Source organism: Aminobacter carboxidus, from assembly GCF_014863355.1.
Classification (GTDB): Bacteria; Pseudomonadota; Alphaproteobacteria; order Rhizobiales; family Rhizobiaceae; genus Aminobacter; species Aminobacter carboxidus.
Map to the genome: position 1 here is coordinate 278,208 of NZ_JACZEP010000001.1, position 25,751 is coordinate 303,958.

A 25,751-nucleotide genomic window follows, 5' to 3' on the forward strand; every position below is an offset into this window, starting at 1 on the left:
TCCAGTAGGGGAGAAAGAGGCCATGCTGCCGATCACATCGACCACCGCCGCGCTGGCGGCCGTGGTGCTGGTTTGCCTGAGCATCGCGGTCAGCCTGCGCCGCAAGAAGGTGGGCATCAAGATCGGCTACAGCGAAGACACCGCCCTGATGCGGCGTATCCGCGCCCAGGGCAATTTCATCGAATATGTCCCGCTCGCCCTGATCCTCCTCGCGCTGGCGGAATATCGTCAGGCGCCGGCTGCGATGCTATGGGCCATCGCCTGTCTGCTGATTGCCGGCCGCAGCCTGCATTTCGTCGGGATCATGACTGGCAAGACGCCCCTGAGCGCGCCCGGCATGATCGGAACCTATGGCGCCTTGCTCATCGGCGCCGCTGCCCTGATGTTCGGGTGAGCCGGGGGTAGCCGAATGGCTTGACCTTGCGGCATGTTGCGCCCAGTTATGAGGCACCCACACGGTTGAAACCCGGAGCAGGCTATGTGCCGCAACATCAAGACATTGTTCAATTTCGACCCGCCAGCGACGCATGACGAAATCCATGACGCAGCACTGCAGTTCGTCCGCAAGCTGAGCGGTGCGAACAAGCCCTCGAAGAAGAACGAAGAGGCTTTCAACCGCGCGGTCGACACGATCGCCGATGCAGCACACGAGATGCTGCATGCGATGGAAACGCACCAGCATCCGCGCAATCGCGACGAAGAAGCCGCCAAGGCAAAGGCGCGTTCGGCGCTGAGATTTGCCTGAGTAGGGCAGCACTGGTGACAGCCGCGCTGCAATCACTCTAGGATGTGACCATGAGCTTCTTTCCAGCCGAAGACCCGACCCCGGGCGATGCCTTTTCCTGTGACCAGCTCGAACTGATGGTCATTCCCAATGCCAAGGATATCGACGGCTTTCAGGTGCGCCGTGCATTGCCGACGGCAAAGCGCCGCCTGGTCGGGCCGTTCATCTTCTTCGACCGCATGGGCCCGGCGATCCTGCGAGCCGGCCACGCGCTGGATGTGCGTCCGCATCCGCATATCGGGCTTGCGACGGTCACCTATCTGTTCGACGGCAAGATCCGGCACCGGGATTCGCTCGGCACCGAGATGGTCATCGCACCCGGCGACGTGAACCTGATGACCGCCGGGCGCGGCATCGTCCATTCCGAACGCACGCCCGAAGAGCTGCGCGGCGCGCCGATGTCGGTGTCGGGGCTGCAGACCTGGCTGGCCCTGCCTGACGGCAAGGAGGAGGTCGCGCCGCTGTTCGAGAACACGGCGAGCGCCGAATTGCCCGAGTTTTCGGCCGATGGCGTCAGCGGGCGGCTCATTATCGGCGATTTCAAGGGCTTGCGCTCGCCCGTGCGGGCGGCTTCTGACACGCTCTACGCCGATATTTCGCTTGCGCCCGGTGCAAGGATAAAAATCCCGGCCGACGCCGAGGAGCGCGCCATCTATACGCTGGGCGGCGAGATCGACATTCTTGGCGATCGCTTCCCGATCGAGCGGTTGCTGGTGTTCAAGCCCGGCGACGAAATCGTCGTGTCGTCCGAGACCGGGGCGCATTTCATGCTGTTCGGCGGTGCCTCGCTCGGCTCCAAGCGCTACATCTGGTGGAACTTCGTCTCGTCGTCGCGGGAACGCATCGAGCAGGCGAAGAACGAGTGGAAGACCGGCCGTTTCGACATCGTGCCTGGTGACGAGGAGGAGTTCATCCCGTTGCCAGAGGGCTGACGGGCGCGTCTCCGGCCGGCCCCCGCGTCACCGCCACGCATTTACTTTCCAAGCATGCGGTCGTATCTGCCGGGTGGTTAACCGAGTTAGTGCGGATTGATGAACGCGAAACCTGAAACGCCCCTGCTGGACAAGGTCCGCGTGCCGTCCGACCTGCGCACGCTCGATGAAGCCCAGCTGCCGCAACTGGCAAGCGAACTGCGTGCCGAGCTGATCGACGTGGTGTCGCAGACCGGCGGCCACCTTGGCGCGGGCCTCGGCGTCGTCGAACTGACGGTCGCTCTGCATTATGTCTTTGATACGCCCGACGACCGCATCATCTGGGATGTCGGCCACCAGGCCTATCCACACAAAATCCTGACCGGCCGTCGCGACCGCATGCGCACGCTACGCCAGGAAGGCGGGCTCTCCGGCTTCACCAAGCGCTCGGAGAGCGAGTACGATCCGTTTGGCGCCGCGCACTCCTCGACATCCATTTCCGCCGGCCTCGGCATGGCCGTGGCGCGCGATCTCGATGGCGGCCGAAACAACGTCATCGCGGTCATCGGCGATGGCGCCATGTCGGCCGGCATGGCCTATGAGGCGATGAACAATGCCGGTGCGCTCGACGCCCGCCTGATCGTCATCCTCAACGACAACGATATGTCGATCGCCCCGCCAGCGGGCGCGATGAGCGCCTATCTGGCGCGCCTTGCGTCGGGGCGCACCTATGCCGGCGTGCGCGAGCTCGGCAAGAAGCTGACGTCTTATCTCGGCCGGCGCGTCGACCGGGCGATCACCCGCGCCGTCGAGCACGCGCGCGGCTTCGTCACCGGCGGCACGCTGTTTGAGGAGATGGGCTTCTTCCATATCGGCCCCATCGACGGCCATAACCTCGAGCATCTCGTGCCGGTGCTGAAGAATGTCCGCGACAACGGCACCGGCCCGGTGTTGATCCATATCGTTACCCAGAAGGGCAAGGGCTATGCCCCGGCCGAAGCGGCGGCCGACAAGTATCACGGCGTCAACAAGTTCGACGTGATCACCGGCGCCCAGGCCAAGGCGCCCGCCAACGCGCCGGCTTACACCAAGGTGTTCGCCGAAAGCCTGATGCAGGAGGCGCGCAATGACGACAAGATCGTTGCCGTCACCGCCGCCATGCCATCGGGCACCGGCCTCGACCTGTTCGGCGAGGCATTTCCGTCGCGCACCTTTGACGTCGGCATCGCCGAGCAGCATGCGGTGACCTTCGCCGCGGGCCTGGCGACCGAAGGCTACAAGCCGTTCGTCGCGATCTATTCGACCTTCCTGCAGCGCGCCTATGACCAGGTCGTGCATGACGTCGCCATCCAGAACCTGCCGGTGCGCTTTCCCATCGACCGCGCTGGCTTTGTCGGCGCCGACGGCGCCACCCATTGTGGTGCCTTCGACACCGCCTATCTCGCATCGCTGCCCGGATTCGTGGTCATGGCGGCGGCCGACGAGGCGGAGTTGCGCCATATGGTGCGCACCGCCGCCCAATATGACGATGGTCCGATCTCCTTTCGCTATCCCCGCGGCAACGGCGTTGGCGTCGACATGCCGGAGCGTGGACAGGTGCTCGAGATCGGCAAGGGCAGGATTGTGTGCGAGGGCACCAAGGTAGCGTTGCTGTCCTTCGGCACGCGGTTGAAGGACTGCCTGCTTGCCGCCGAGGAACTCGGTGCTGCAGGCCTGTCGACGACTGTCGCCGACGCCCGTTTCGCCAAGCCGCTGGACGAGGACCTGATCCGTCGCCTGGCACGCTCGCACGAGGTGCTCGTGATGGTCGAGGAAGGCTCGGTCGGCGGCTTCACCAGTCAGGTGCTCGACTTCCTCGCCCGCAACGGCCTGCTCGACAACGGCCTCAAGGTGCGCCCGCTGACCATGCCGGACAGCTTCGTCGACCACGCCAGCCCCGACAAGATGCATGCCGATGCCGGGCTTGATTCCGGTGGCATCGTGCGTGCCGTCTTCGCAGCACTCGGCAAGTCGGCCCAGGTGGTTCGCGCCTGACATAATCGCGCGAACGCTTGCCTTGCAGGCGCGCATTCGCCATTGAAAGCCATGGAAATCTCAAGGCAAGCCAGCGCATCGGCCCGAAAGTCGAAATCGACTTTCGGAAAGCACGATGCGCAGATTCAAGAAGCTGGAGCGCCATTGCACGTCAAGGCGGACGCGCAGCGCTCCGGTGCCAGCCTGCGGCTCGACGAATTGCTCGTCAGCCGCGGCTTCTTTGCCAGCCGCTCGCGTGCCCGCGACGCAGTGGCGCGCGGGGCCGTGACCGTCGATGGCCAGCCGGCGAAGAAGCCGGGCCAGACGGTGACGAAGACTGCCGAAATCGCTGTCGACGACCCGGCGCAAGCCTATGTCTCGCGCGCCGCGCTCAAGCTGATCGCCGGGCTCGACCATTTCGGCTTCGATCCGGCCGGAACAACGGCGCTGGATATTGGTGCTTCGACCGGCGGCTTCACGCAGGTCCTGCTCGAACGCGGTGCAGCGCATGTCGTGGCGATCGATGTCGGCCACGGCCAGATGGGCGAGCGGCTGAAATCCGATCCGAGCGTGACCTGCTTGGAAGGGCTCAATGCCCGCAACCTGACGTCGGAAGATCTTGGCGGCCGGACGCCCGACTTCGTGGTCTCGGATGTCAGTTTCATCTCGCTCAGGCTGGCATTGCCCAATGCACTCCAACTGGCTGCCTCAGGTGCCAGGGCAGTGTTGCTGGTCAAGCCGCAGTTCGAGGCCGGACGCGAGGCGATCGGCAAGGGCGGCCTGCTCAAGAATGCCGACGACGGCCCGCGTGTCACTGAGGAACTGCGGGCGTGGCTCGACGCCGTTCCGGGCTGGCGTGCGCTCGGCATCTGCCCGTCGCCGCTCGAAGGTGGTGACGGAAATCGTGAATACCTGCTCGGTGGAGTGAAAGACCAATGACGTCACGTTTCGAAATTGCGCGGCTGGGCGCGCATGGCGACGGCGTCGTCGATGCCAATGGCGGGCATATCTTCATCCCGTTCGCGCTGCCGGGCGAAACGGTGACCGCCGCGCGCGACAAGGATCGCGCCCAGCTGATTTCGGTGATCGAGCCGTCGCCGCAGCGCATCGATGCGGCCTGCAGGCATTTCACCGAATGCGGCGGCTGTGCCATCCAGCATCTGGAAGACGGCGCTTATCGCGAGTGGAAGCGCGGGCTGGTGGCTCATGCACTGAAGGCGAGGGGCATCGACGTCCCGGTCGGCGAACTGGTTGCTTGCCCGCAGCACAGCCGCCGCCGTGCAGCCTTCACGGCACGCAACACCGAGACCGGGCTTCATCTCGGCTACAACAAGGCGTTTTCGCACACCCTCGTCGATATCGAGGAGTGCCCGGTGCTGCTGCCCTCGATCGTCGAGGCGGCCGGCATCCTGCGTCACCTTGCCGGGATCATCGCCAACACGTCGAAGCCGTTCAGGTTCCTGGTCACGGCGACCGAGGCGGGTTTTGATATCGCTGCCTCCGACTGCGGCAAGCCGACCGAGGCGATCCGCCGTGCGGCAACCGATTTCGTCATCAAATCCAGGATCGCTAGGCTTTCCATCGACGGCGAGATCATCGTCGAGCCGGTCAAGCCAATGCTGACCTTCGGCAATGCGACGGTGACACCGCCGCCCGGCGCCTTCGTCCAGGCCGTGGCCGAGGCCGAACTGGCGATGGCAACACTCGTCGCTGGGCACATGCGCAAGGCCAAGAAGGTCGCCGACCTGTTTTCGGGCTGCGGCACCTTCGCGCTCAGGCTCGCGGCAAACTCGGAGCTTCATGCCGTGGAGGGCGATGGCCCGGCATTGGCAGCGCTTGATCGCGGCTTCCGTTTCGCCAACGGCCTAAAACGCGTCACCATCGAGCGCCGCGATCTCGACCGGCGGCCGCTGACCTTCAAGGAATTGAACGCCTTCGACGGCATCGTCTTCGACCCGCCGCGTGCCGGCGCCGAGGACCAGTGCAAGCAGATCGCCCGGTCGGATGTGCCTTATGTGGCGGCGGTGTCGTGCAATCCGGCGACGCTGGCACGCGACCTGCGCATCCTGATCGATGGTGGCTATACGCTGAAGGCCGTCACGCCGATCGACCAGTTCCTCTGGTCGCACCATGTCGAGGCGGTGGCGCTGCTGGAAAAGCCGAAGAAGCGGCGGTAATTCGGGCCGCGTTCGATCCTGCTATTTAAGGCCGACCGGCGGCGATCGGCGTCTATCGGCCAGCCAGAAGATGCTCGACGAATTCAGGCACGATCTCGGTGGCGCGGCCATGGATGGCCTGCTCGAAGAGGCCGCAACCTTCCGACGGTTCGAGATTGAGTTCGATCGTGCGGGCGCCGGCGTAGCGCGCCTGCTCGACGAAACCGGCGGCGGGATAGACATTGCCGCTGGTGCCGACGGAGACAAAGAGGTCGCAACTCGCCAGCGCCTCTTCGATCTCGTCCATCCGGTAGGGCATCTCGCCGAACCAGACCACATCTGGACGCAACTGGCCGATCTCCTGGCATGACGGGCAGCGCGAGGCGCGCGACATGGCGCTGTGCCAGGGATGTCTTGAGCCGCAATGGGCGCACAAGGCCTTGTTCAGCTCACCATGCATATGGGTGAGCCGCAGCGATCCGGCCCGCTCGTGCAGGTCGTCGATGTTCTGCGTGACGAGCAGGAATTTGCCTGGGAAGGCGCGTTCGAGCCTGGCCAACGCTACGTGCGCGGCATTTGGCGCGACCTCGGCAAGGCCGCTCCGGCGCTGGTTGTAGAACTCGTGAACCAGCTCCGGGTCACGGGTGAAGCCTTCCGGCGTCGCAACGTCGCGATAGTCCACCTTTGCCCAGATGCCGTCCTTGTCGCGAAAGGTGTCGACGCCTGATTCGGCCGAGATGCCGGCGCCAGTGAGCACGACGATCGAGGTGGGACGGTATATCGACATTCGTTTGACGGTGACTGCCAGTCCTAGACCCGCGTGCCGCCGACCGTCATCTGGTTCATCCTGAGATGTGGCTGCCCGACGCCGACCGGCACGCCCTGACCTGCCTTGCCGCACATGCCGATGCCGGTGTCGAGCTTCATGTCGTTGCCGACCATGCTGACGCGATGCATCGCATCGGGGCCGTTGCCGATCAGCATCGCGCCCTTGATCGGCTGGGTCACCTTGCCGTCCTCGATCATGTAGGCCTCCGTGCAGCCGAACACGAACTTGCCCGAGGTGATGTCGACCTGGCCGCCGCCGAAGGACACGGCATAAATGCCGTTCTTGACCGAGGCGATGATCTCTTCCGGCGTCTTGTCGCCCGAGGTCATGTAGGTGTTGGTCATGCGCGGCATCGGCTGGTGCGCGTAGGATTCGCGGCGGCCGTTGCCGGTCGCCTTCATGCCCATCAGGCGCGCGTTCTGGCGGTCCTGCATGTAGCCGACAAGCTTGCCGCCCTCGATCAGCACGTTGCGGGCGCTGGGCGTGCCTTCGTCGTCGACGGTGATCGAGCCGCGGCGCTCGGCGATGGTGCCGTCATCGACGACGGTGACGCCCTTGGCGGCGACCTGCTGGCCGAGCAGGCCAGCGAAGGCCGATGTCTTCTTGCGGTTGAAGTCGCCTTCGAGGCCGTGGCCGACGGCTTCATGCAGCATCACGCCCGGCCAGCCGGAAGACAGCACGATGTCGAAGGTGCCGGCAGGGGCGGGGATGGCTTCGAGATTGACCAGTGCCTGGCGCAATGCCTCGGTCGCGGCATTCTTCCAGCTCTCGTCGGTCAGGAACTCGTCAAAGCTCTTGCGGCCGCCGGCACCGTAGGAGCCGCTTTCCTGGCGGTCGCCGTCGCCGACGATCACCGAGACGTTCATGCGCACCAGCGGACGGATGTCGCGCACGACCTGGCCGTCGCCGCGCAGGATCTCGACATGCTGCCACGACGAGGCGAGCGATGCCGTCACCTGGCGGACGCGCGGGTCCTTGTCACGCAGCCATGCGTCGATTTCCTGCAGCAGCTTGGCCTTGGCCTCGAACGAGGGCGACGAGATCGGGTTCTCTTCGCCATAAAGATGCGTGTTGGTGCGGGCAGGGGCGGCAGCGAGCGTGCCGGAATATCCGCCCTTGACGGCCGAGACAGCATCGGAGGCGCGCAGCAATGCCTGTTCCGACAGGTCGCTCGAATGGGCATAGCCGGTCGCTTCGCCGGCAACGGCGCGCAGGCCAAAACCCTGGTCGGTGTTGAAGCTCGCGGTCTTCAGCCGACCGTTGTCGAACATCAGCGCTTCGCCCTCGCGATATTCGAGGAAGAGCTCGCCATCGTCGGCGCCCTCGATCGTCCCGGCGACGATCTTGCGCACGCGGTCTTCGGTGATGTCGAACTGGCTGAGAAGGCTGGTCATGGCGCGTCGCCTCATATGCAAGGTGAATATGTTCACCCCGATGTAGGCGACGCGAAGCCTCCGGACAATGTCTCCGGCGTCGAAGCCTTACGGCAGCGCGGCGAAACCTTCACCGAAGCCGTTGAGGTCGACCGGGATGCCGATGCCTTCCTCGGGCGTCTGGAAGACGATGAAGGTCGCCGATTTGCCCGATTTCAGCGTGTCGAGCAGCGTCTTGTCGAGGATCACCTCGGCGTAGCAGCCGTCCTGGAAGCAGCGCACGAAGTAGGCGCGTCCGATGTCCTTCTGGTCGACATTGAGGCCAAGGCCGTTAGGGAGCAGCACGCCGAGCGGCGCCAGCACGCGCAGGATCTCGGCCTTGTTGTCGGCGGTACGCAGGATGACCACCGAAAGCCCCATCTCAGGGCGGTCCTCGGCGATGACGTTCTGCATCATCACGCATTGTTCGTTGGTGGCGCCCGCAGGCGTGTCGCAGATGATCGACCATGCGCCATGGGTGGACTTGACCGTGCCGCTCTGCTGCGCGCCGGCTTGCATGGGAACCACGCAGGCGGCGGCGACAAGCATCTTCGCCACGGTTTTCAAAAGCCCAGACTTCATGACGGCTCCATTGCGAATCACGACAATTTCGGTCGTGGAGGCAGCAAGTAAATAACAAGACGGCGCCTTCGCCATCCTGCAATATCAGGTTTTCCAGACATTCGAAGCCAATTTGGCCCGAATTGCGACGCCTTTTGAGGGCATAGCAGCGCAAGCAGGGCGGTTGCCCTTCCGCCTGCGCGTTCTTCACCTAGCGCCAAACGCGTCGCGGCGCCAGCCTCTGCGCCTGCGCGCAAAAATGCCGCACGGGTTAAGCCTCTGCTTCCTTGCGGTTATAAAGAGAGTATGGTTTGAACCTCCGAACGTCTCTGGGATTCCCGTCCCGGAGCGGCACGATGTCCTTGCGGCTACGCCCGCATGGAAATGGGAGATACAGAGGGCGATGAGAAAGATCTTTGCTAGCGCCGTCGCGGCGACTGCTTCCCTTGCCAGCGTCGCGGCCTATGCGGCACAGCCGACGCCTTGGCAGGCCACCTTCCAGCCGGCCGCGACCGGCATCATGGAACAGATCACCTGGTTCGAGCGCTATACGCTGTGGTTCATCGTTCCGATCACGCTGTTCGTTCTGTTCCTGCTGGCCTATTGCATCTGGCGGTTCCGTGCGAGCGCCAACCCGGTGCCTTCACGTACCAGCCATAACACGCTGATCGAGGTCATCTGGACCGTCGGTCCGGTTGTCATCCTGCTGTTCCTGGCCATTCCGTCGTTCCAACTCCTCACGGCGCAGTATTCGCCGCCGGAAGATGCGAAGCTGACGATCAAGGCGACCGCCAACCAGTGGAACTGGGACTACGAGTACCAGAACGCCGAGCCGCTCTCCTTCAACTCGGCCATGCTCGCCGAGGCTGACCGCGCTGCGGCTGGCAAGGAAGATAAGGCAGCGTATCCACGTCTTCTCGCTGTCGACAATGAAGTGGTTGTTCCGATCAACACGCTGGTTCGCGTGCTCGTCACCGCCAGCGACGTCATCCACGCCTTCGCCATGCCGGCCTTTGGCGTGAAGACGGACGCGGTGCCGGGCCGTATCAACGAGATCTGGTTCAAGGCTGAGAAGGAAGGCCTCTACTACGGCCAGTGCTCCGAGCTTTGCGGCAAGGATCATGCCTACATGCCGATCGCAATCCGCGTCGTCTCCGACGCACAGTACAATACGTGGCTGGCTGCCGCGAAGTCCGACCTGCCGGGTGCCAACAAGGCGCTGATGGCCGAGACGGACGGTGCGGCCAAGGTCGCGGCCGCTGGCAACTGAGCCAGCGGTAGATAGGGATCAGGGAACGGAGCGGAACATGGCAGGCGCTGCAGCTCACGACCATCATGACCACAAGCCGAAGGGCTGGGTTCGGTGGGTGTACTCGACCAACCACAAGGATATTGGAACGCTCTACCTGATCTTCGCGATCATGGCAGGCTGCATCGGCGGCTTCCTGTCCGTCATGATGCGCTGGGAGCTCGCTGAGCCGGGCATCCAGATCTTCCACGGCCTGGCCTCGATGGTCTACGGCGTTGAAGGCGACTCGGCGATCGACGCCGGCAAGAGCATGTTCAATGCGTTCACCACGGCGCACGGCCTGGTCATGATCTTCTTCATGGTCATGCCGGCGCTGATCGGCGGCTTTGCCAACTGGATGGTTCCGATCATGATCGGCGCGCCTGACATGGCGTTCCCGCGCATGAACAACATCTCGTTCTGGCTGCTTCCGCCTGCCTTCCTCCTGCTGATCCTCTCGGCCTTCATGCCGAGCGCGCCCGGTGCCCACGGCGTCGGCGGCGGCTGGACGATCTATCCGCCACTTTCGACTTCGGGCCAGCCTGGCCCGGCCATGGATCTGGCGATCCTGTCGCTGCACATTGCCGGTGCGTCGTCGATCCTCGGCGCGATCAACTTCATTACCACCATCTTCAACATGCGCGCCCCGGGCATGACGCTGCACAAGATGCCGCTGTTTGCCTGGTCGGTGCTGATCACCGCCTTCCTGCTGCTGCTTTCGCTGCCGGTCCTGGCTGGTGGCATCACCATGCTGCTGACCGACCGCAACTTCGGCACGACCTTCTTCGCGCCTGAGGGCGGTGGCGACCCGATCCTGTTCCAGCACCTGTTCTGGTTCTTCGGTCACCCGGAAGTGTACATCCTGATCCTGCCGGGCTTCGGCATCGTCAGCCACATCGTGTCGACCTTCTCGCGCAAGCCGATCTTCGGCTACCTCGGCATGGCCTATGCCATGGTCGCCATCGGTGCCGTCGGATTCGTCGTGTGGGCTCACCACATGTACACCACCGGCCTGTCGCTCGACACGCAGCGCTACTTCGTGTTCGCCACGATGGTCATTGCGGTTCCGACGGGTGTGAAGATCTTCTCGTGGATCGCCACCATGTGGGGCGGCTCGATTTCGATGAAGACGCCCATGATCTGGGCGATCGGCTTCATCTTCCTGTTCACCGTCGGTGGCGTCACCGGCGTGCAGCTGGCCAATGCCGGTCTCGACCGTTCGCTGCACGACACCTACTACGTCGTGGCGCACTTCCACTACGTGCTGTCGCTGGGTGCCGTGTTCGCGATCTTCGCGGCATGGTACTACTGGTTCCCGAAGATGACCGGCTACATGTACTCGGCGGCGATCGCCAACACCCACTTCTGGGTGACGTTCGTCGGCGTGAATCTGATCTTCTTCCCGCAGCACTTCCTCGGCCTTGCCGGCATGCCGCGCCGCTACATCGACTATCCGGATGCCTATGCCGGCTGGAACGCGGTGTCGTCCTACGGTTCGTACATCTCCGCCATCGGCGTGCTGATCTTCCTGTTTGGTGTTTTCGAAGCCTTCTCCAAGAAGCGCGTCGCCGGTGCCAACCCCTGGGGCGATGGTGCGACCACGCTCGAATGGCAGCTGCCTTCGCCGCCGCCTTTCCACCAGTGGGAACAGCTGCCGAAGATCAAGTAAGGCACTGACTGAACTACGAAGCCGCCGGCCTGACCGGCGGCTTCGGCCAAACGGAACGACTGGACGTAAGTACGCATGGCCCTTGTCCACAACCGGTTTGACGATCAAACCATCCGCATGTCGGAAGCGACGGCGGGCGATTTCTTCGCCCTGCTGAAGCCGCGCGTCATGTCGCTGGTGGTCTTCACCGCCTTTGTCGGCATGGTTGCCGCCCCTGTTACCATCAACCCGTTCCTCGCTGTGGTTGCGATCCTTGCGATCGCCATCGGTGCGGGTGCATCGGGTGCGCTCAACATGTGGTATGACGCCGACATCGATGCCGTCATGACCCGTACGGCCAGCCGCCCGGTGCCGTCAGGCAAGGTGACGCCGCATGAGGCGCTGACCTTCGGCCTCGTGCTCTCCGCCCTTTCGGTGATGACGCTCGGCGTCCTCGTCAACTGGCTGTCGGCAGCACTACTTGCCTTCACCATTTTCTTTTACGCCGTCATCTACACGATGTGGCTCAAGCGCTGGACGCCGCAGAACATCGTTATCGGTGGCGCGGCCGGGGCGCTGCCGCCGATGATCGGCTGGGCCGCCGTGACCGGCTCGGTCAGCTTCGAGAGCGTCGTGCTCTTCCTCATAACGTTCCTGTGGACGCCGCCCCACTTCTGGGCACTTGCGCTGTTCAAGTCGCAGGACTACGAGCGCGCCGGCATTCCGATGATGCCGAACGTCGCCGGCGAAGCTTCGACGCGGCGCCAGATCTTTGCCTATTCGCTGCTGCTCGCGCCTGTTGGCGTGGCGCCCTGGCTGCTCGGCTACACCACCATCGGCTATGGCGTGGTTTCGCTGGCGCTCGGCATCGGCTTCGTCTGGTATGCCTGGAAGGTTCTCCAGATGCCCGACAGCGACCGCGTGATGAAGCCTGCCAAGCAGCTCTTCGCCTATTCGCTGCTTTATCTGTTCGTGATCTTTGCGGCTTACCTGGCCGACAGCGTCATCGAGCGTGTCTTTGCGCTTGGAGGTGCATGATGTCGGACAAGGATCTGGTGACGCTGACCGAAAAGCAGAAAAAGGCGCGTCGCAGCCGCAACGTCGCCATCGGCCTGGCCCTGGCGGCGCTGGTCATCATCTTCTATCTCGCGACGATCGCGAAGTTCGGCCCCGGCATCCTGGATCGGCCGCTATGAGCAATGGTGTGACCAACCACAAGCAGGCTGCCGACCCCAGGAAGCAGAGCTCCAACCGGATGGTTGCGGGCATGTGCGTCGCCTTTGTCGGTGGCATGGTCGGCATGGCCTACGCCGCGGTGCCGCTCTACGCCATGTTCTGCCAGATCACCGGCTATGGCGGCACGACGCAGCGCGTCGAGCAATATTCCGACAAGATCCTCGATCGCGAAATCACCGTGCGCTTCGACGCCAATGTGTCGGGTGGCCTGCCGTGGGACTTCAAGCCCGTGGCCCGCGACGTCCAGATCAAGATCGGCGAGACGAAGCAGATCCACTATACGGCGACGAACGTCTTCGACAACCCGACCCAGGGCCGTGCGACGTTCAACGTCACACCGGAGATTGCCGGCGCCTACTTCAACAAGGTCGAGTGCTTCTGCTTCACCGACACGACACTGAAGCCGGGCGAAACGCTCGACATGCCGGTGGTGTTCTTCGTCGATCCGGAAATCGTCAACGTGCCTGAAATGAAGGACGTCAAGACGATCACGCTGTCTTATACCTTCTTCCCCATTGCCGGGGAAAAGCCTGTTGCTGTCGCGCCCAAGGGTGACGGCGAAGCGAAAAATGTTAATTCCGACGGAAAAGCCGGGGGCTGATATGGCAGACGCGCACGCGAAACCACAACACGACTATCACATCATCGATCCCAGCCCGTGGCCGTTCCTTGCCTCGATGGGCGCGCTGATCATGGCTTTCGGCGGCGTCGCCTGGATGCAGCACCTCAAGGGCGGCAGCTTCCCGGTCTTCGGCTACAACATGGCCGACGCCAACTACTGGATCTTCCTGATCGGCCTGCTGATCGTTCTCTACACCATGTTCGGCTGGTGGTCGGATACGATCAAGGAAGGCAACGAGGGTCATCATACCCGCGTCGTCTCCCTGCACCTGCGCTACGGCATGATCATGTTCATCGCCTCCGAGGTGATGTTCTTTGTTGCCTGGTTCTGGGCCTTCTTTGACGCGGCACTGTTTCCGAACGAAGTGCACCAGGTGATGCGCGCCGAGTTTACCGGCGGTGTCTGGCCTCCGAAGGGCATCGAGATCCTCGATCCTTTCCACTTGCCGCTCTACAACACGATCATCCTGCTGCTCTCGGGCACGGCGGTGACCTGGGCGCACCACGCCCTGCTGCACAACGACCGCAAGGGCCTGATCAACGGCCTCGCACTGACGGTGGGCCTCGGCATCCTGTTCTCGTTCGTGCAGGCCTACGAGTACATCCACGCTCCGTTCGCCTTCAAGGACTCGATCTACGGCGCGACCTTCTTCATGGCGACGGGCTTCCACGGCTTCCACGTCATCGTCGGCACGATCTTCCTGCTGGTGTGCCTGTTCCGCGCCATGGCCGGCGGCTTCACGCCCAAGCAGCATTTCGGCTTCGAGGCGGCTGCCTGGTATTGGCACTTCGTCGACGTGGTGTGGCTGTTCCTGTTCACCGCGATCTACATCTGGGGTTCGGTAGGCGGCACCATCGCTGCTGGCCACTGACCGATCCGGTTGCTGATGCAAGGCGGTCGCGGCAACGCGACCGCCTTCTCTTTTTGGGCGCTTTCTTGCAGCAAGCCTGCACCATGCAGACCAGTCGCTTCGTTGTTCCGATTCTTGCGATTCTCTCTTCCGCCGGTGGCGTGCGCGCCGAACCCGTCGACCTCGTGCGGGTCGACAAGTCGGAGCGCCGCCTGGAACTGCTCTTCGGCGACAAGGTGGTTCGCAGCTACGCCATGGCGCTGGGAGCGAACCCGGTGGGGCACAAAGGCAGGGAAGGCGACGAGCGCACGCCCGAAGGCCGCTACGTGCTCGATTGGCGCCATCCTGAAAGCGGCTACTACAGGTCGGTCCACATCTCCTATCCCAATGCCGATGATGTCGCTGCGGCAAAGAGGGCAGGTGTCGAACCGGGCGGAATGATTATGATCCACGGTCAGCCCGGTGCATGACTTCCGAAAATCGAATTCGATTTTCGGAAGTCATGCACCGATTCAGAATGCTACAGCGTCCTTTGCGCGTCCAAAGGACGCGCGGCGCTGTAGTGGATACGGCTGGTGGTCCTGGCTGATGCAGATGTTCGACTGGACGAACGGCTGCATCGCCGTTACCGACGAGAACATGGCGGAGATCTGGAAGATGGTCGCAAACGGCACTCCCATCGAGATAAATCCATGAGCGATGACCAGGCGATCTGGCCGCCGGTCGAGCCGATCGCGGCCGGACTGAAGGGGCGCTGTCCGCGCTGTGGCGAAGGCAGGCTGTTTTGCAACTTCCTGTCTGTCGGCAAGCAGTGCGGCGTCTGCCGGCTCGACTATTCCTTTGCCGACGCCGGTGACGGCCCGGCGGTGTTCGTCATCCTGATCATCGGCTTTGTCGTGGTCGGGCTTGCGCTATGGCTCGAGGTCAATTTCGGGCCTCCGCTGTGGCTCCATCTGTTGTTGTGGATTCCGTTGACCGTGGTTCTCAGCCTCGGCTCGCTGCGCCTCATCAAGGGCGTTCTGATAACGCTGCAGTACCGCAACAAGGCAGCCGAAGGGCGTTTGGACAAGGGCGAATGATCCAGGAAAAGACCATGACGGCCCCGGCGCGCCGTTCCGGCCAATTGTTGATGCTCGTGCTCGGCACCATTGCCTTTGCGCTGCTGATTGCGCTTGGCAGCTGGCAGGTCCAGCGTCTCTACTGGAAAGAGGAACTGGTCGCCCAGATCGCCGAGCGCACGAAGTCCCAGCCGTTGCCCCTGGCGGAAATGGAAGTGAAGTACCGCGCCACCGGCGATGTCGACTATTGGCCGGTCACGCTGTCGGGCACGTTCGTACATGCAGGCGAACGCCACTTCCTGGCGACATGGGAAGGCCAGTCGGGCTTCTACGTCTATACGCCGCTGAAGCTGGACGACGGCCGCTTCGCGCTGGTGAACCGCGGCTTCGTTCCCTACGATCTCAAGGACGCTGCCAAGCGGCCGGCCAGCCAGATAGCGGGGCCGGTCAGCATCGTCGGGCTGGCCCGCAATCCACTGGAGGGCAAGCCGGGCTCGCTGGTGCCCGACAACGACCTGGTCAAGAACGTCTTCTACTGGAAGGACCGGGATGCCATGGCGGCAAGTGCGGGGCTGCCTGCGGGTGCTGCCGTGCTGCCGTTCTTCATCGATGCCGACAAGACGCCAAATCCCGGTGGCCTGCCGGTCGGTGGCGTGACCATGGTCGACATGCCCAACAACCACCTGCAATACGCGGTGACATGGTATGGCCTCGCGGCAGCACTGCTGGGTGTCATGGGCGTATGGCTGCTGCGCCGGCCCGAAGGCAAATGACTGCCCGTGCATGATCCCGGAATTCGGGATCATGCACAATTTCAGAGTGCTACAGCGTCCTTTGCGCGTCAAAGAAGACGCGCGGCGCTGTAGCCTCCCTTGACAGCAAGGGGGCACAGACATCATTTCGGCACCTGAACGAAGAAGCGGATTAGATGCTCCAGACCATTGCCAAACCGCCCCTGACGATCAGGCTCTGCCAGCCGCGCGGCTTTTGCGCAGGGGTCGACCGGGCGATCCAGATCGTCGTGCTTGCGCTGAAAAAATACGGCGCGCCGGTCTATGTCCGCCATGAGATCGTGCACAACCGCTACGTCGTCGAAGGGCTGCAGAACCTGGGTGCAGTGTTCATCGAGGAACTGAGCGAGATTCCCGCGGATCATATCGACGCGCCGGTGGTGTTTTCCGCCCATGGTGTGCCGAAGTCGGTGCCGGCGGATGCCGTGGCACGCAATCTCTTTTATCTCGACGCGACCTGCCCGCTGGTGTCCAAAGTGCACAAGCAGGCGATGCGCCACCAGCGCAAGGGACGTCACGTGCTGCTGATCGGTCACGCCGGCCACCCCGAGGTGATCGGGACTATGGGCCAGCTGGACGATGGCGCAGTGACGCTGATCGAGACCGAAGCTGACGTGAAGAATTTCACGCCGGCCGATCCCGAAGCACTCGGATTCGTCACCCAGACCACGCTTTCGGTCGAGGACACCGCAGGCATCCTGAAGGCGCTGCAGGAGAAGTTTCCGGCATTGCAGGCGCCAGCCGCCGAATCGATCTGCTACGCCACGACCAACCGCCAGGATGCGGTGAAGGAGACGGCGCCGGGGTCGGACCTCTATCTGGTCGTCGGGGCGCCGAACTCGTCCAATTCCCGGCGACTTGTCGAAGTCGCCGAGCGGGCAGGGGCCAAGATGTCGCTGCTGGTTCAGCGCGCGTCGGAGATCCCGTGGAGCGACATTGGCGGCATCGCTACGCTAGGCCTGTCGGCGGGCGCTTCGGCACCGGAGATCATCGTCGACGAGATCATCAACGCGTTCCGCGAGCGCTTCGAGGTGAACGTGGAACTCGCCATCACGGCGACCGAGACGGAGGAGTTTCCGGTGATGCGGGTATTGCGCGACGTCGAGCTGACGCCAGCCGACATGGCCTTCGTCAACGGAAACGGCTGATGGCTGTCTATACCGATGTCGGCGAGGGTGAGCTCGAAGCGTTCCTGCGCAACTATCCGGTGGGCGAGCTGTTGTCCTACAAGGGCATTGCCGAGGGTACCGAGAACACCAATTTCCTGCTGCACACCACGACAGGGTCGTACATCCTGACGCTGTATGAGAAGCGGGTCGAGAAGTCGGACCTGCCCTTCTTTCTCGGCCTGATGCAGCATCTCGCCCACAAGGGCCTGTCTTGCCCGCTGCCGGTCGACGGCAAGGACGGCAATGTCATCGGCACGCTAGCCGGCCGGCCCGCCGTCATCATCACCTTCCTCGAAGGCATGTGGCTGCGCCGGCCCCAGGTCGTGCATTGCCGCGAGGTCGGCAGGGCGCTGGCCGAGTTGCACATTGCCGGCCAGGATTTCGCGATGACGCGGCCGAACTCGCTCGCCATCGACGGCTGGCGCAAGCTGTGGGATGCCGCCCATCCGCGCGCCGACGAAGTCGAGCCGGGCCTCGCCCGAGAGGTCGACGCCGATTTTGCCGAATTCGAGAAGAGCTGGCCGAAGGGCTTGCCATCAGGCGTCATCCACGCCGACCTGTTCCCGGACAATGTGTTTTTCCTCGGTGACAAGCTGTCGGGCCTGATCGACTTCTATTTCGCCTGCAATGACGCCTATGCCTACGACCTTGCCACCTGCCTCAACGCCTGGTGCTTTGAGAAGGACTTTTCCTTCAACCTGACCAAGGGCACCGCACTGCTGGACGGCTACCAGAGCGTCCGCCCGCTAAGCGACGACGAGAAGGCAGCGCTGCCGATCCTGGCGCGTGGTTCGGCGCTGCGCTTCATGCTGACGCGGCTCTATGACTGGCTGACGGTGCCGGATGGCGGGCTGGTGATGAAGCGCGATCCGTCGGAATACATTCGCCGCATGCGCTTCCATCGGACGATCAAGTCCGCCCAGGAATACGGACTGAAATGAAGCAAGTTGAAATTTTCACCGATGGCGCCTGCTCGGGCAATCCGGGTCCGGGTGGCTGGGGCGCGCTCATGCGCTACAAGGCCAAGGTCAAGGAGCTGTCGGGCGGCGAGGCGGAGACCACCAACAACCGTATGGAGTTGCTGGCTGCGATATCTGCGCTGAACTCCCTCAAGGAGCCGTGCGAGATCGACCTGCACACCGACAGCAAATACGTCATGGATGGGATCTCGAAATGGATCCACGGTTGGAAGAAGAACGGCTGGAAGACCGCCGACAAGAAGCCGGTCAAGAACGGCGAGCTGTGGCAGGCGCTGGACGAGGCCAATAGGCGTCACAAGGTCAAGTGGCACTGGGTCAAGGGCCATGCCGGCCATCCCGAGAACGAACGCGCCGACGAGCTCGCGCGTGAGGGCATGGCGCCGTTCAAGAGTGGCCGCAAGGCATAGGCCCGGCATTCTGGCAGGCTCGAGTGTGGCGTGCCGCCGCAAGGCAGCACGCCCGTTTCAGTCTCAGAACTGTGTCAGTTTCAGAGCTGTTCGAGAATGCGGGCAGCGCCCGAATCGATGGCCTGGCCGGGTGCGCCCTCGAGGTTGAGCTGGGCAACCTTGCCGTCTTCGACGATCATCGAATAACGCTTCGAGCGCAGGCCCATGCCGGCGGCCGAGAGATCGGTGTCGAGGCCGATGGCGCGGGCGAAGTCGCCGCTGCCGTCGGCGAGGAACTGCACCTTGCCTTCACCGCCGCTGAACCGCGCCCAGGCGCCCATGACGTGGACGTCGTTGACCGAGACCACGGCAATCGTGTCGACGCCGCGCGCGATGATGGCGTCATGGTTTTCGACATAGCCGGGCAGGTGATTGTTGCTGCAGGTCGGCGTGAAGGCACCCGGCACCGCAAACAGCACGACCTTTTTGCCAGCAAAAATCTCTTCGGAGCTGACGCTCTTGGCGCCATCGGCGGTCATCGTCTTGAACGTGGCCGCAGGCAACTTGTCGCCGATCGAAATAGTCATGAATTTCCTCGTAAGCGTAGTGTTCGAGTTGAAATCGGAAGGACGCGGCAATCACCTAGCGCAGATGTCGCCCGCGTCCAATGGCCAGCTGCATATAGGATGCTGGACAGCCCTTGCTCAGGGATAGGGCAAAAATCCTTCGACCGCGCCAGCTGCACCCGTCAACGTGTAAGGTAGCCCCTTGCCTGAGGGTTTTGCATCGGGGCGTTCGAGCATCTTGATCGTGAACACCGCCTTGCCGCCTTCGACGTGCCGCTCGGGGGTGCCGAAGACGTAGCCGTCCACGCCAGCGACGAAAACGTCCAGGGCGTCAGCGGGCCCGGGTGCGGTCGCCAGGATCGAGACGTGCTCGCTTTCGCCCGGTTCCAGCGTGGCCCCGAAATCCGGCTGTGCAGCACCAGGAAGGGCAGCCAGGGCCGCCTTCACCAGGATGGCATCGCCCGGATTGTCGGGATCGGCGGCAGGATCGACTTCGAGCTTGGCCTGTACCGGCACGCAGATCGTTTCGCAGACGCCGAGGAACACGTTGGCGGTGATCGTCGCCGGATCGCCAGGGGCCGTGACTGTGAAGCTGACGGGCAAGCGCACGGAATGATCGTAGCCGGCCCATTTGGAGTAACCATCGTCATGCCGCCGCGGAGCAGGGTAAGAGAACTCCGCGCCAGAAACGTTGCGGCTCGCCGAAATGTCGATCTGTGGCGGCACGCCGGAATTGCCGGGATCGCGCCAGTAGGTCTTCCAGCCGCGCTTGAGCTCGATGTCGAGCGCGCCCTGGAGCTTGCCTGAAGCATCAGGTGCTCCAGAGGTGACGAGGCGGAAGCGGCCGCCTTCGGCCTCGAACCAGGCTGACGAGGAAGCGTGGGCGGGGGCAGCGGCGAAGAGGGCTGCGCCGAGGCAGATCGCGGAACAAAACGCAATTTTCATGGCGGTGATTTGATAGGCTCCCGCTGCGTCCGCAACAGGGGGCGCCAACACATCGCATCATTTTTGCGTGACGTTGCCTGTCAAAAGATGAACGCGCCGCGCCGTGCGCCATCTTTCAAGACGGCAGGAAACGCGATACCTTCAAGCCATGGACCTCATACGCCAGAAAAAGGGCGCCTCGCAGCGCGGTTTTCTCGACGATCAGTTCCTCATCGCCATGCCGGGGATGAAGGACGACAGGTTCTCGCGCGCCGTCATCTACATCTGCGCCCATAGCGACGAAGGCGCCATGGGCCTGATCATCAACCAGGTCCAGCCGCTGCTGTTTTCCGATTTGCTGGTGCAACTCGGCATTCTCGACGAGCAGGAGGCGATCCGGCTGCCGATGAAGGCCAAGGACTTCATCGTCCGCAACGGCGGGCCGGTCGACCGCAGCCGCGGCTTCGTGCTGCACAGCGACGACTACAAGGTCGAATCCTCGCTGCCGGTATCGGAAGAGATCTGCCTGACCGCGACTGTCGACATCCTGCGCGCGATCTCCGCCGGGCGCGGGCCGCGTCATGCACTGATGGCGCTGGGCTATTCCGGCTGGGGTGCGGGCCAGCTCGAAAGCGAGATCGCCGAAAATGGCTGGCTGACCTGCCCGGCGACGTCGGAGCTTCTGTTCGATACCGACATTGATCGCAAGTACGACCGCATCCTGGCGACGCTCGGTATCGATCTCGCGCGCCTCAGCAGCGCTGCCGGTCACGCCTGAGCAAGCGGATACTGCTCTTTCAGCATCTTCAGGGCCTGGTCGCCGGGAACCGGCGCGCCGAACATGAAGCTCTGGACATACTCGCAGCCCATCTGCCGCAATTCGAGCGCGTCGCTCTCATCGGAGATGCCTTCGGCGACGACCGATAGCCCGAGTTCGTGCGCCATGTTGACCATCGACTTGAGCAGCACCGCGCGCTTGGGCGAGGTATCGTCGACGAAGCTCTTGTCGATCTTGATAGTGTCGAATGGGAAGCGGGTGAGGTAGGCGAGCGACGAATAGCCGGTGCCGAAATCGTCGAGCGACAGGCCGATGCCAAGCTGCTTGAGCTTGGTCAGCACGTGGTTGGTCTGCTCGGGATTGTCCATGACCAGCGACTCGGTGAGTTCCAGGCGGAAGCAGCGCGGCTTGAGATTTGCCCGCGCGATGACCGAGCGGACGTCGCTGACGAGGTCGCGCCTGATGAGCTGGCGGCTCGACAGATTGACCGACACCGACAGCGGCGCATCGCTGATCTGCTTTTGCCATTCGGCGAGGTCTTCGGCGGCGCGCTGCATGGCGAACAGGCCCAGCTGGACGATCAGGCCACAGCCTTCGGCAACCGGGATGAAATCACCAGGCGGGATCATGCCGCGGCGCGGGTGATCCCACCTGAGCAGCGCCTCGAAGCCGGCGACGCTGCCGTCTTCCAACCGCACGATCGGCTGGTAGGCCAGCGTGAATTCCTTGCGCTCGATGGCGCGGCGGAGGTCGGATTCGAGCTGAAGGCGATCGGTGCCGACAGTACGGAAGGCAGGGCGAAACGGCTCGATGCGGTCGCCGCCGAAACGCTTGGCCTGGTGCATGGCAAGCTCGGCGTCCTTGACCATGTCCTCGGCCGTGGCCTGCGCGGTGGTCCAGGTGATCAGGCCCACTGAAGCGGTCAGCACGATCTCGCGCTTGGCAAAGGTGATCGGCGCCTTGATCGCCTGCTTGATGGCGTCGGCAACGGCAGCGATGCGCGACGGATCCTGTTCCGACAGCAGCATCAGGGCGAACTGGTCGCCGGCGAAGCGTGACAGCGAATCCTTGGGCTTAAGCAGGCGGTGCAGGCGGCGTGCGATGGTCAGCAGGATTGTGTCGCCAGCCGAAATGCCGAGGCCGTCATTGACCAGCTTGAAGCGGTCGATGTCGATGACGAACACCGACGGTCGCACCTTCTCTTCGGTGCGGGCGATCGAGATGATTGCCTCGAGCCGGTTCATGAACAGTTCGCGGTTGGGCAAGCCGGTCAAATTGTCATGCACGGCGTCGTGCAGCAGTCGCTCTTCGGATTTCTTCTGCTCGGTGACGTCGACCATGGTGCCGACACAGCGGATCACTTCGCCGTCCGAGCCGATCACCGGCCGCGCCTTGAGCGAGAACCAGTGATAGTGGCCGTCAGCACCGCGCAGGCGGAAGCTTTGCGAGACGCGGCCGCGGCGATGCTCCAGCACGACGTCGAGGGTGGTGCGGAAGGTGTCGCGATCGTCGGAATGCAGCACCGGCAGCCAGTTGCGGGCAGCACCGCCCAGGCTGTTGGGCGCGAGGCCGAGCTGTATCGAGACGTCGGGGCGGGTGACGACGCGGTCGCGCAGCACGTCCCAGTCCCAGACGATGTCGCCGGAACCCGAGATCGCCAGCGCCTGCCGCTCCATGTCGCTGAACAGGCCCTGATGCGCGCCGCCGCCGGCGAAAGCATGCTGCATCACGGTGAAGCCGATCAGAAGGATGATCAGGATCAGGCCGCCGCCGAGTGCGGGCTGGACGATGTCGTTGTCGAGGATGCCTGTTATCGCCATCCACGAGCCGCTGAGCCAGATCAGCACCATCGCCCAACTGGGCACCAGCATTATGGCGCGGTCGTAGCCGCGGATGCTGAGGTAGACGATCAGGCCAAGGCCGGTAAGGGCGGTGGCTGCGAAGGAAATACGAGCGATGCCAGCGGCGACGGCCGGGTCGATGATGGCGACGCCGGCGATGAGCAGCAGGCCGATGACCCAGACGAAGGCGCCGTAGCTGAAATGGCCGTGCCAGCGGTTGAGGTTGAGATAGGCGAACAGGAACACCACGAAGGTGCCGGCGAGCGCCACCTCCGTGCCCGCTCGCCATATCTGCTCATTGCCGGGGGAGACCTCGATGACCTTGTTGAGGAAGCCGAAGTCGACGCAGATATAGGCCAGAACCGCCCAGGCGAGCGCTGCGGTGGCTGGGAACATCGACGTTCCCTTGACCACGAACAGGATGGTCAAGAACAGCGCCAGCAGGCCGGCAATGCCGATGACGATGCCGCGGAACAGCGTGTAGGAGTTGACCGTGTCCTTGTAGGCTTCGGGTTCCCACAGATAGACCTGCGGCAGCTTGGGGGAAGCGAGCTCGGCGATAAAGGTCACCACCGAGTTCGGGTTGAGCGTGATCAGGAACACGTCGGCGTCGGGGCTGGCCTGGCGGTCGAGCGTGAAGCCTTCGCTCGGCGTGATGGCGGCGATGCGGCTCGAGCCGAGATCGGGCCAGAACAGGCCGGAACCGACGAGGCGGAAATGCGGTGCAACGATCAGGCGGTCGATGACCTGGTCGGTGGTATTGGCAAGCGCGAAGACGGCCCAATCGCCCGTCGAGCGGCGCTTGTCGTTGGCTTCGACTTCGATGCGGCGCACGATGCCGTCGATACCCGGTGCTGTCGAAACCTGAAAGTTCTCGCCCTGATTCCGGTAGATCTCGACGGCGCCTGTGAGATTGAGCGCGACGTCGTCACGGGAGATCTTGATCGGCTCCACGGCCAGGGCCTGCGACACCGCGCAGACGCTCGCGACAATGGAAACGATGAGCGCAAACAGCGGCGCCAACAGGAAATGCTTCGACAAGTTCAGGCCTTCATGGTGACAGCTTGCGGGTCGTCCGCAATCAGTGCGTAGAGGTAGTGGTCATGCCATTCGCCGTTGATCCTGAGGTAGGATCGCAAAAGTCCTTCGCGCCGGAATCCGGCTTTTTCAAGCACGCGTACGGAGCGTGCATTGTCGGGGATACAGGCAGCCTCGATCCGGTGCAACCGAAGCGTATCGAAGGCGTGCCGCACCACCAACTTGAGGGCATCGACCATCAGGCCCTGGCCTGCGTATCGCTCGCCGATCCAGTAGCCGATGTGCCCGGTCTGGGCGACGCCATAGCGTATGTTGCCGAGCGTGATGCCGCCGACGAGCTTGCCGGTCGAATTCTGGTAGATGAAGAAGGCGGCCGCCGTGCCCTGGATGAATTCATCCTGGTAGCGCGCGAGGCGGATGCGCCAGGCCGAGCGGTCGAGCTCGTCGGGTGCCCAGCGCGGCTCCCAGGGTTCGAGGAACGAACGGCTTTCAGCGCGCAGCGCCACCCACTCGTGGTAGTCGCGCCAGTTTGGCAGGCGCAGGTTGACGCGTTCGCCTCTTAGTGCCGGGGTATCGCGGCGAAAAAGCGAGAGCGAGAACATGCGTGCAAATGCTGCTCAGACAGCGAGCTTGCGGGCGGTTGCCTGTGCGCCCGGCAACGAGTCCAGGATTGATTCGTAGGGCGCAAGCGTGCCGATGGGGCCAACGGCGGTAATCGTCGGGCGCGTCGAAAACAAGCGCGACGACAGGTCGGTCAGACGGTCGACGGTAAGCGCCGACAGACGTTCCATCAGCTCTTCCTTGGCGATGGGACGGCCAAACAGCAGCAACTGGCGCGCGATCTGCGAAGCACGGCTGGAGCAGCTCTCGGCCGACATGATCAGGCCGGCACGATATTGCGCACGGGCGCGGTCCAGCTCTTCGAGCAGGATGCTCTCGCCGGTCCGCTGCAGTTCGTTGATGATCACAGGGATCAGCTCGGCGATGTCGCTCTGGCCGGTGGCGGCATGGATGCCGAAGATGCCGGTGTCGGAAAAACCCCAATGGAAGGCATAGACCGAGTAGCACAGGCCGCGCTTCTCGCGCACTTCCTGGAACAGTCGCGACGACATGCCGCCGCCGAGAATCATCGACAGGACCTGCGAGGCGTAGAAGTCGCGCACATGATAGGCGCGGCCTTCGAAGCCGAGCACGATCTGCGCGTCCATCAGGTCGCGGTCCTCGCGGAAGTCGCCGCCGACATATTGCGCGTACTGCGGAATGGCGCTTTCGGCCTTGGAGCGGAAATTGCCGAGGCGTTTTTCGACGTGCCGGACGAAATCGTCATGCTTGACGTCGCCGGCAGCCACCACGACCATCCGCTCGGCGCCGTACTGGCGCTGCATGAAGTCGTGCAAATTGGCCGAGGTGAACGATTGCACGGTCTCGGGCGTGCCGAGAATCGAGCGGCCAATCGTCTGGTGACGGAAGGCGGTCTCGGTGAAGCGGTCGAAGACGATGTCGTCGGGGGTATCATGCGCCGCGCCGATCTCCTGCAGGATCACATGCTGCTCGCGCTCGAGTTCGTTGGGGTCGAACTCGGAATCCTGGAGAATGTCGGAAAGGATGTCGACTGCCAGCGGCACGTCGTCGGCCAGCACGCGGGCGTAAAAGGAGGTCGTTTCGACCGACGTGGCGGCGTTGATCTCGCCGCCGACATTTTCGATCTGAGAGGCGATCTGGAAGGCAGTCCGGTTCTTGGTGCCCTTGAAGGCCATGTGTTCGAGCAGATGGGCCATGCCATGCTCGTCGTCGCGCTCGTTGCGCGCGCCGGACTTGACCCATGTGCCGAGAGCGACTGTCTCTACGCTTGGAAGTGTTTCAGTGGCCACTGTCAGGCCGTTCGACAGACGGCTTACCTCAACACCCAT

The 25,751-nt window shown here is 63.3% G+C and carries 26 protein-coding genes and 1 pseudogene; 19 read left to right on the plus strand and 8 right to left on the minus strand.

Annotation, left to right across the window (positions count from 1 at the left end):
* Window positions 1-22 precede the first annotated feature (22 nt).
* From IHE39_RS01345 to IHE39_RS01370, 6 genes are all read left to right on the plus strand, one after another.
* Window positions 23-394, plus strand: a complete 372-nt coding sequence (locus IHE39_RS01345; protein WP_192565260.1) for an MAPEG family protein — start codon at window positions 23-25, stop codon at window positions 392-394.
* Between the two features lie 84 nt (window positions 395-478).
* Entirely contained in the window at window positions 479-745 is a 267-nt protein-coding gene (locus IHE39_RS01350) for a DUF2277 domain-containing protein (protein ID WP_192565261.1), read from the plus strand.
* A 50-nt stretch (window positions 746-795) separates the two neighbouring features.
* The gene (locus IHE39_RS01355; protein ID WP_184769430.1) at window positions 796-1,716 is read left to right on the plus strand and encodes a pirin family protein; all 921 of its coding nucleotides are present in this window, start codon (window positions 796-798) and stop codon (window positions 1,714-1,716) included.
* 99 nt (window positions 1,717-1,815) lie between these two features.
* Window positions 1,816-3,729, plus strand: a complete 1,914-nt coding sequence (dxs, locus tag IHE39_RS01360) for a 1-deoxy-D-xylulose-5-phosphate synthase (protein WP_192565262.1) — start codon at window positions 1,816-1,818, stop codon at window positions 3,727-3,729.
* 144 nt (window positions 3,730-3,873) lie between these two features.
* Window positions 3,874-4,647: a TlyA family RNA methyltransferase gene (locus IHE39_RS01365; protein ID WP_246485356.1), complete on the plus strand. Its 774-nt coding sequence runs from the start codon at window positions 3,874-3,876 to the stop codon at window positions 4,645-4,647.
* Window positions 4,644-5,885 carry a class I SAM-dependent RNA methyltransferase gene (locus IHE39_RS01370; protein ID WP_184769427.1) on the plus strand — a complete coding sequence of 414 codons (1,242 nt, stop codon included), beginning with the start codon at window positions 4,644-4,646 and terminating at the stop codon, window positions 5,883-5,885. Before IHE39_RS01365 ends, IHE39_RS01370 begins: the two co-directional genes overlap by 4 nt.
* A gap of 52 nt (window positions 5,886-5,937) precedes the next feature.
* Here the strand turns inward: IHE39_RS01370 and IHE39_RS01375 are convergent, their stop codons facing one another.
* From IHE39_RS01375 to IHE39_RS01385, 3 genes are all read right to left on the minus strand, one after another.
* Entirely contained in the window at window positions 5,938-6,651 is a 714-nt protein-coding gene (locus IHE39_RS01375) for an NAD-dependent deacylase (protein ID WP_184769426.1), read from the minus strand.
* A gap of 23 nt (window positions 6,652-6,674) precedes the next feature.
* Entirely contained in the window at window positions 6,675-8,087 is a 1,413-nt protein-coding gene (tldD, locus tag IHE39_RS01380; protein WP_192565264.1) for a metalloprotease TldD, read from the minus strand.
* Between the two features lie 87 nt (window positions 8,088-8,174).
* The gene (locus IHE39_RS01385; protein WP_246470736.1) at window positions 8,175-8,654 is read right to left on the minus strand and encodes an invasion associated locus B family protein; all 480 of its coding nucleotides are present in this window, start codon (window positions 8,652-8,654) and stop codon (window positions 8,175-8,177) included.
* Window positions 8,655-9,069: 415 nt separating this feature from the next.
* Here IHE39_RS01385 and coxB point away from each other — a divergent pair, with 415 nt between their 5' ends.
* The 12 genes and pseudogenes from coxB to rnhA all read left to right on the plus strand — a co-directional run bounded on the left by coxB (window position 9,070) and on the right by rnhA (window position 18,715).
* Complete coding sequence (coxB, locus tag IHE39_RS01390; RefSeq protein WP_184769423.1) at window positions 9,070-9,936, plus strand: cytochrome c oxidase subunit II; 867 nt, start codon at window positions 9,070-9,072, stop codon at window positions 9,934-9,936.
* Between the two features lie 37 nt (window positions 9,937-9,973).
* The gene (ctaD, locus tag IHE39_RS01395) at window positions 9,974-11,623 is read left to right on the plus strand and encodes a cytochrome c oxidase subunit I (RefSeq protein WP_192565265.1); all 1,650 of its coding nucleotides are present in this window, start codon (window positions 9,974-9,976) and stop codon (window positions 11,621-11,623) included.
* 75 nt (window positions 11,624-11,698) lie between these two features.
* Window positions 11,699-12,640 (plus strand): heme o synthase, encoded by a 942-nt coding sequence (locus IHE39_RS01400; protein WP_192565266.1) that lies wholly within the window; start codon window positions 11,699-11,701, stop codon window positions 12,638-12,640.
* Entirely contained in the window at window positions 12,640-12,798 is a 159-nt protein-coding gene (locus IHE39_RS01405; protein ID WP_192565267.1) for a cytochrome c oxidase system small membrane protein, read from the plus strand. The genes IHE39_RS01400 and IHE39_RS01405 overlap by 1 nt, the downstream gene beginning before the upstream one ends.
* The gene (locus IHE39_RS01410; protein WP_192565268.1) at window positions 12,795-13,439 is read left to right on the plus strand and encodes a cytochrome c oxidase assembly protein; all 645 of its coding nucleotides are present in this window, start codon (window positions 12,795-12,797) and stop codon (window positions 13,437-13,439) included. Before IHE39_RS01405 ends, IHE39_RS01410 begins: the two co-directional genes overlap by 4 nt.
* 1 nt (window position 13,440) lies before the next feature.
* Window positions 13,441-14,331 (plus strand): cytochrome c oxidase subunit 3, encoded by an 891-nt coding sequence (locus IHE39_RS01415; RefSeq protein WP_184769418.1) that lies wholly within the window; start codon window positions 13,441-13,443, stop codon window positions 14,329-14,331.
* 83 nt (window positions 14,332-14,414) lie between these two features.
* Window positions 14,415-15,006 (plus strand): annotated as a pseudogene (locus IHE39_RS30505) (L,D-transpeptidase family protein).
* Window positions 15,003-15,389 carry a DUF983 domain-containing protein gene (locus IHE39_RS01430; RefSeq protein WP_192565271.1) on the plus strand — a complete coding sequence of 129 codons (387 nt, stop codon included), beginning with the start codon at window positions 15,003-15,005 and terminating at the stop codon, window positions 15,387-15,389. The pseudogene IHE39_RS30505 and the gene IHE39_RS01430 overlap by 4 nt, the downstream one beginning before the upstream one ends.
* Before the next feature lie 14 nt (window positions 15,390-15,403).
* Window positions 15,404-16,141, plus strand: a complete 738-nt coding sequence (locus IHE39_RS01435; RefSeq protein ID WP_192565272.1) for an SURF1 family protein — start codon at window positions 15,404-15,406, stop codon at window positions 16,139-16,141.
* A gap of 155 nt (window positions 16,142-16,296) precedes the next feature.
* Window positions 16,297-17,307: a 4-hydroxy-3-methylbut-2-enyl diphosphate reductase gene (gene ispH, locus IHE39_RS01440; protein ID WP_192565273.1), complete on the plus strand. Its 1,011-nt coding sequence runs from the start codon at window positions 16,297-16,299 to the stop codon at window positions 17,305-17,307.
* Window positions 17,307-18,269: a homoserine kinase gene (locus tag IHE39_RS01445; protein ID WP_184769413.1), complete on the plus strand. Its 963-nt coding sequence runs from the start codon at window positions 17,307-17,309 to the stop codon at window positions 18,267-18,269. The genes ispH and IHE39_RS01445 overlap by 1 nt, the downstream gene beginning before the upstream one ends.
* Window positions 18,266-18,715 carry a ribonuclease HI gene (gene rnhA / locus IHE39_RS01450; protein WP_067964568.1) on the plus strand — a complete coding sequence of 150 codons (450 nt, stop codon included), beginning with the start codon at window positions 18,266-18,268 and terminating at the stop codon, window positions 18,713-18,715. The genes IHE39_RS01445 and rnhA overlap by 4 nt, the downstream gene beginning before the upstream one ends.
* A gap of 80 nt (window positions 18,716-18,795) precedes the next feature.
* Here the strand turns inward: rnhA and IHE39_RS01455 are convergent, their stop codons facing one another.
* Both IHE39_RS01455 and IHE39_RS01460 read right to left on the minus strand, forming a co-directional pair.
* Window positions 18,796-19,281: a peroxiredoxin gene (locus IHE39_RS01455; protein ID WP_184769412.1), complete on the minus strand. Its 486-nt coding sequence runs from the start codon at window positions 19,279-19,281 to the stop codon at window positions 18,796-18,798.
* 117 nt (window positions 19,282-19,398) lie between these two features.
* On the minus strand, window positions 19,399-20,205 hold the full coding sequence (locus IHE39_RS01460; protein ID WP_192565274.1) for a protein-disulfide reductase DsbD domain-containing protein: 807 nt from the start codon (window positions 20,203-20,205) through the stop codon (window positions 19,399-19,401).
* Between the two features lie 148 nt (window positions 20,206-20,353).
* Between IHE39_RS01460 and IHE39_RS01465 the strand changes: the two genes are divergently transcribed.
* On the plus strand, window positions 20,354-20,962 hold the full coding sequence (locus tag IHE39_RS01465) for a YqgE/AlgH family protein (protein ID WP_192565275.1): 609 nt from the start codon (window positions 20,354-20,356) through the stop codon (window positions 20,960-20,962).
* Here the strand turns inward: IHE39_RS01465 and IHE39_RS01470 are convergent.
* The 3 genes from IHE39_RS01470 to IHE39_RS01480 are packed head-to-tail and all read right to left on the minus strand — an operon-like array spanning window position 20,953 to window position 25,751.
* Window positions 20,953-23,844, minus strand: coding sequence for an EAL domain-containing protein (locus tag IHE39_RS01470; protein ID WP_184769410.1), 2,892 nt, complete (start codon window positions 23,842-23,844; stop codon window positions 20,953-20,955). The genes IHE39_RS01465 and IHE39_RS01470 overlap by 10 nt on opposite strands.
* Window positions 23,845-23,846: 2 nt before the next feature.
* Complete coding sequence (locus tag IHE39_RS01475; protein WP_115733090.1) at window positions 23,847-24,443, minus strand: GNAT family N-acetyltransferase; 597 nt, start codon at window positions 24,441-24,443, stop codon at window positions 23,847-23,849.
* A 15-nt stretch (window positions 24,444-24,458) separates the two neighbouring features.
* On the minus strand, window positions 24,459-25,751 hold the full coding sequence (locus IHE39_RS01480) for a M16 family metallopeptidase (RefSeq protein ID WP_192565276.1): 1,293 nt from the start codon (window positions 25,749-25,751) through the stop codon (window positions 24,459-24,461).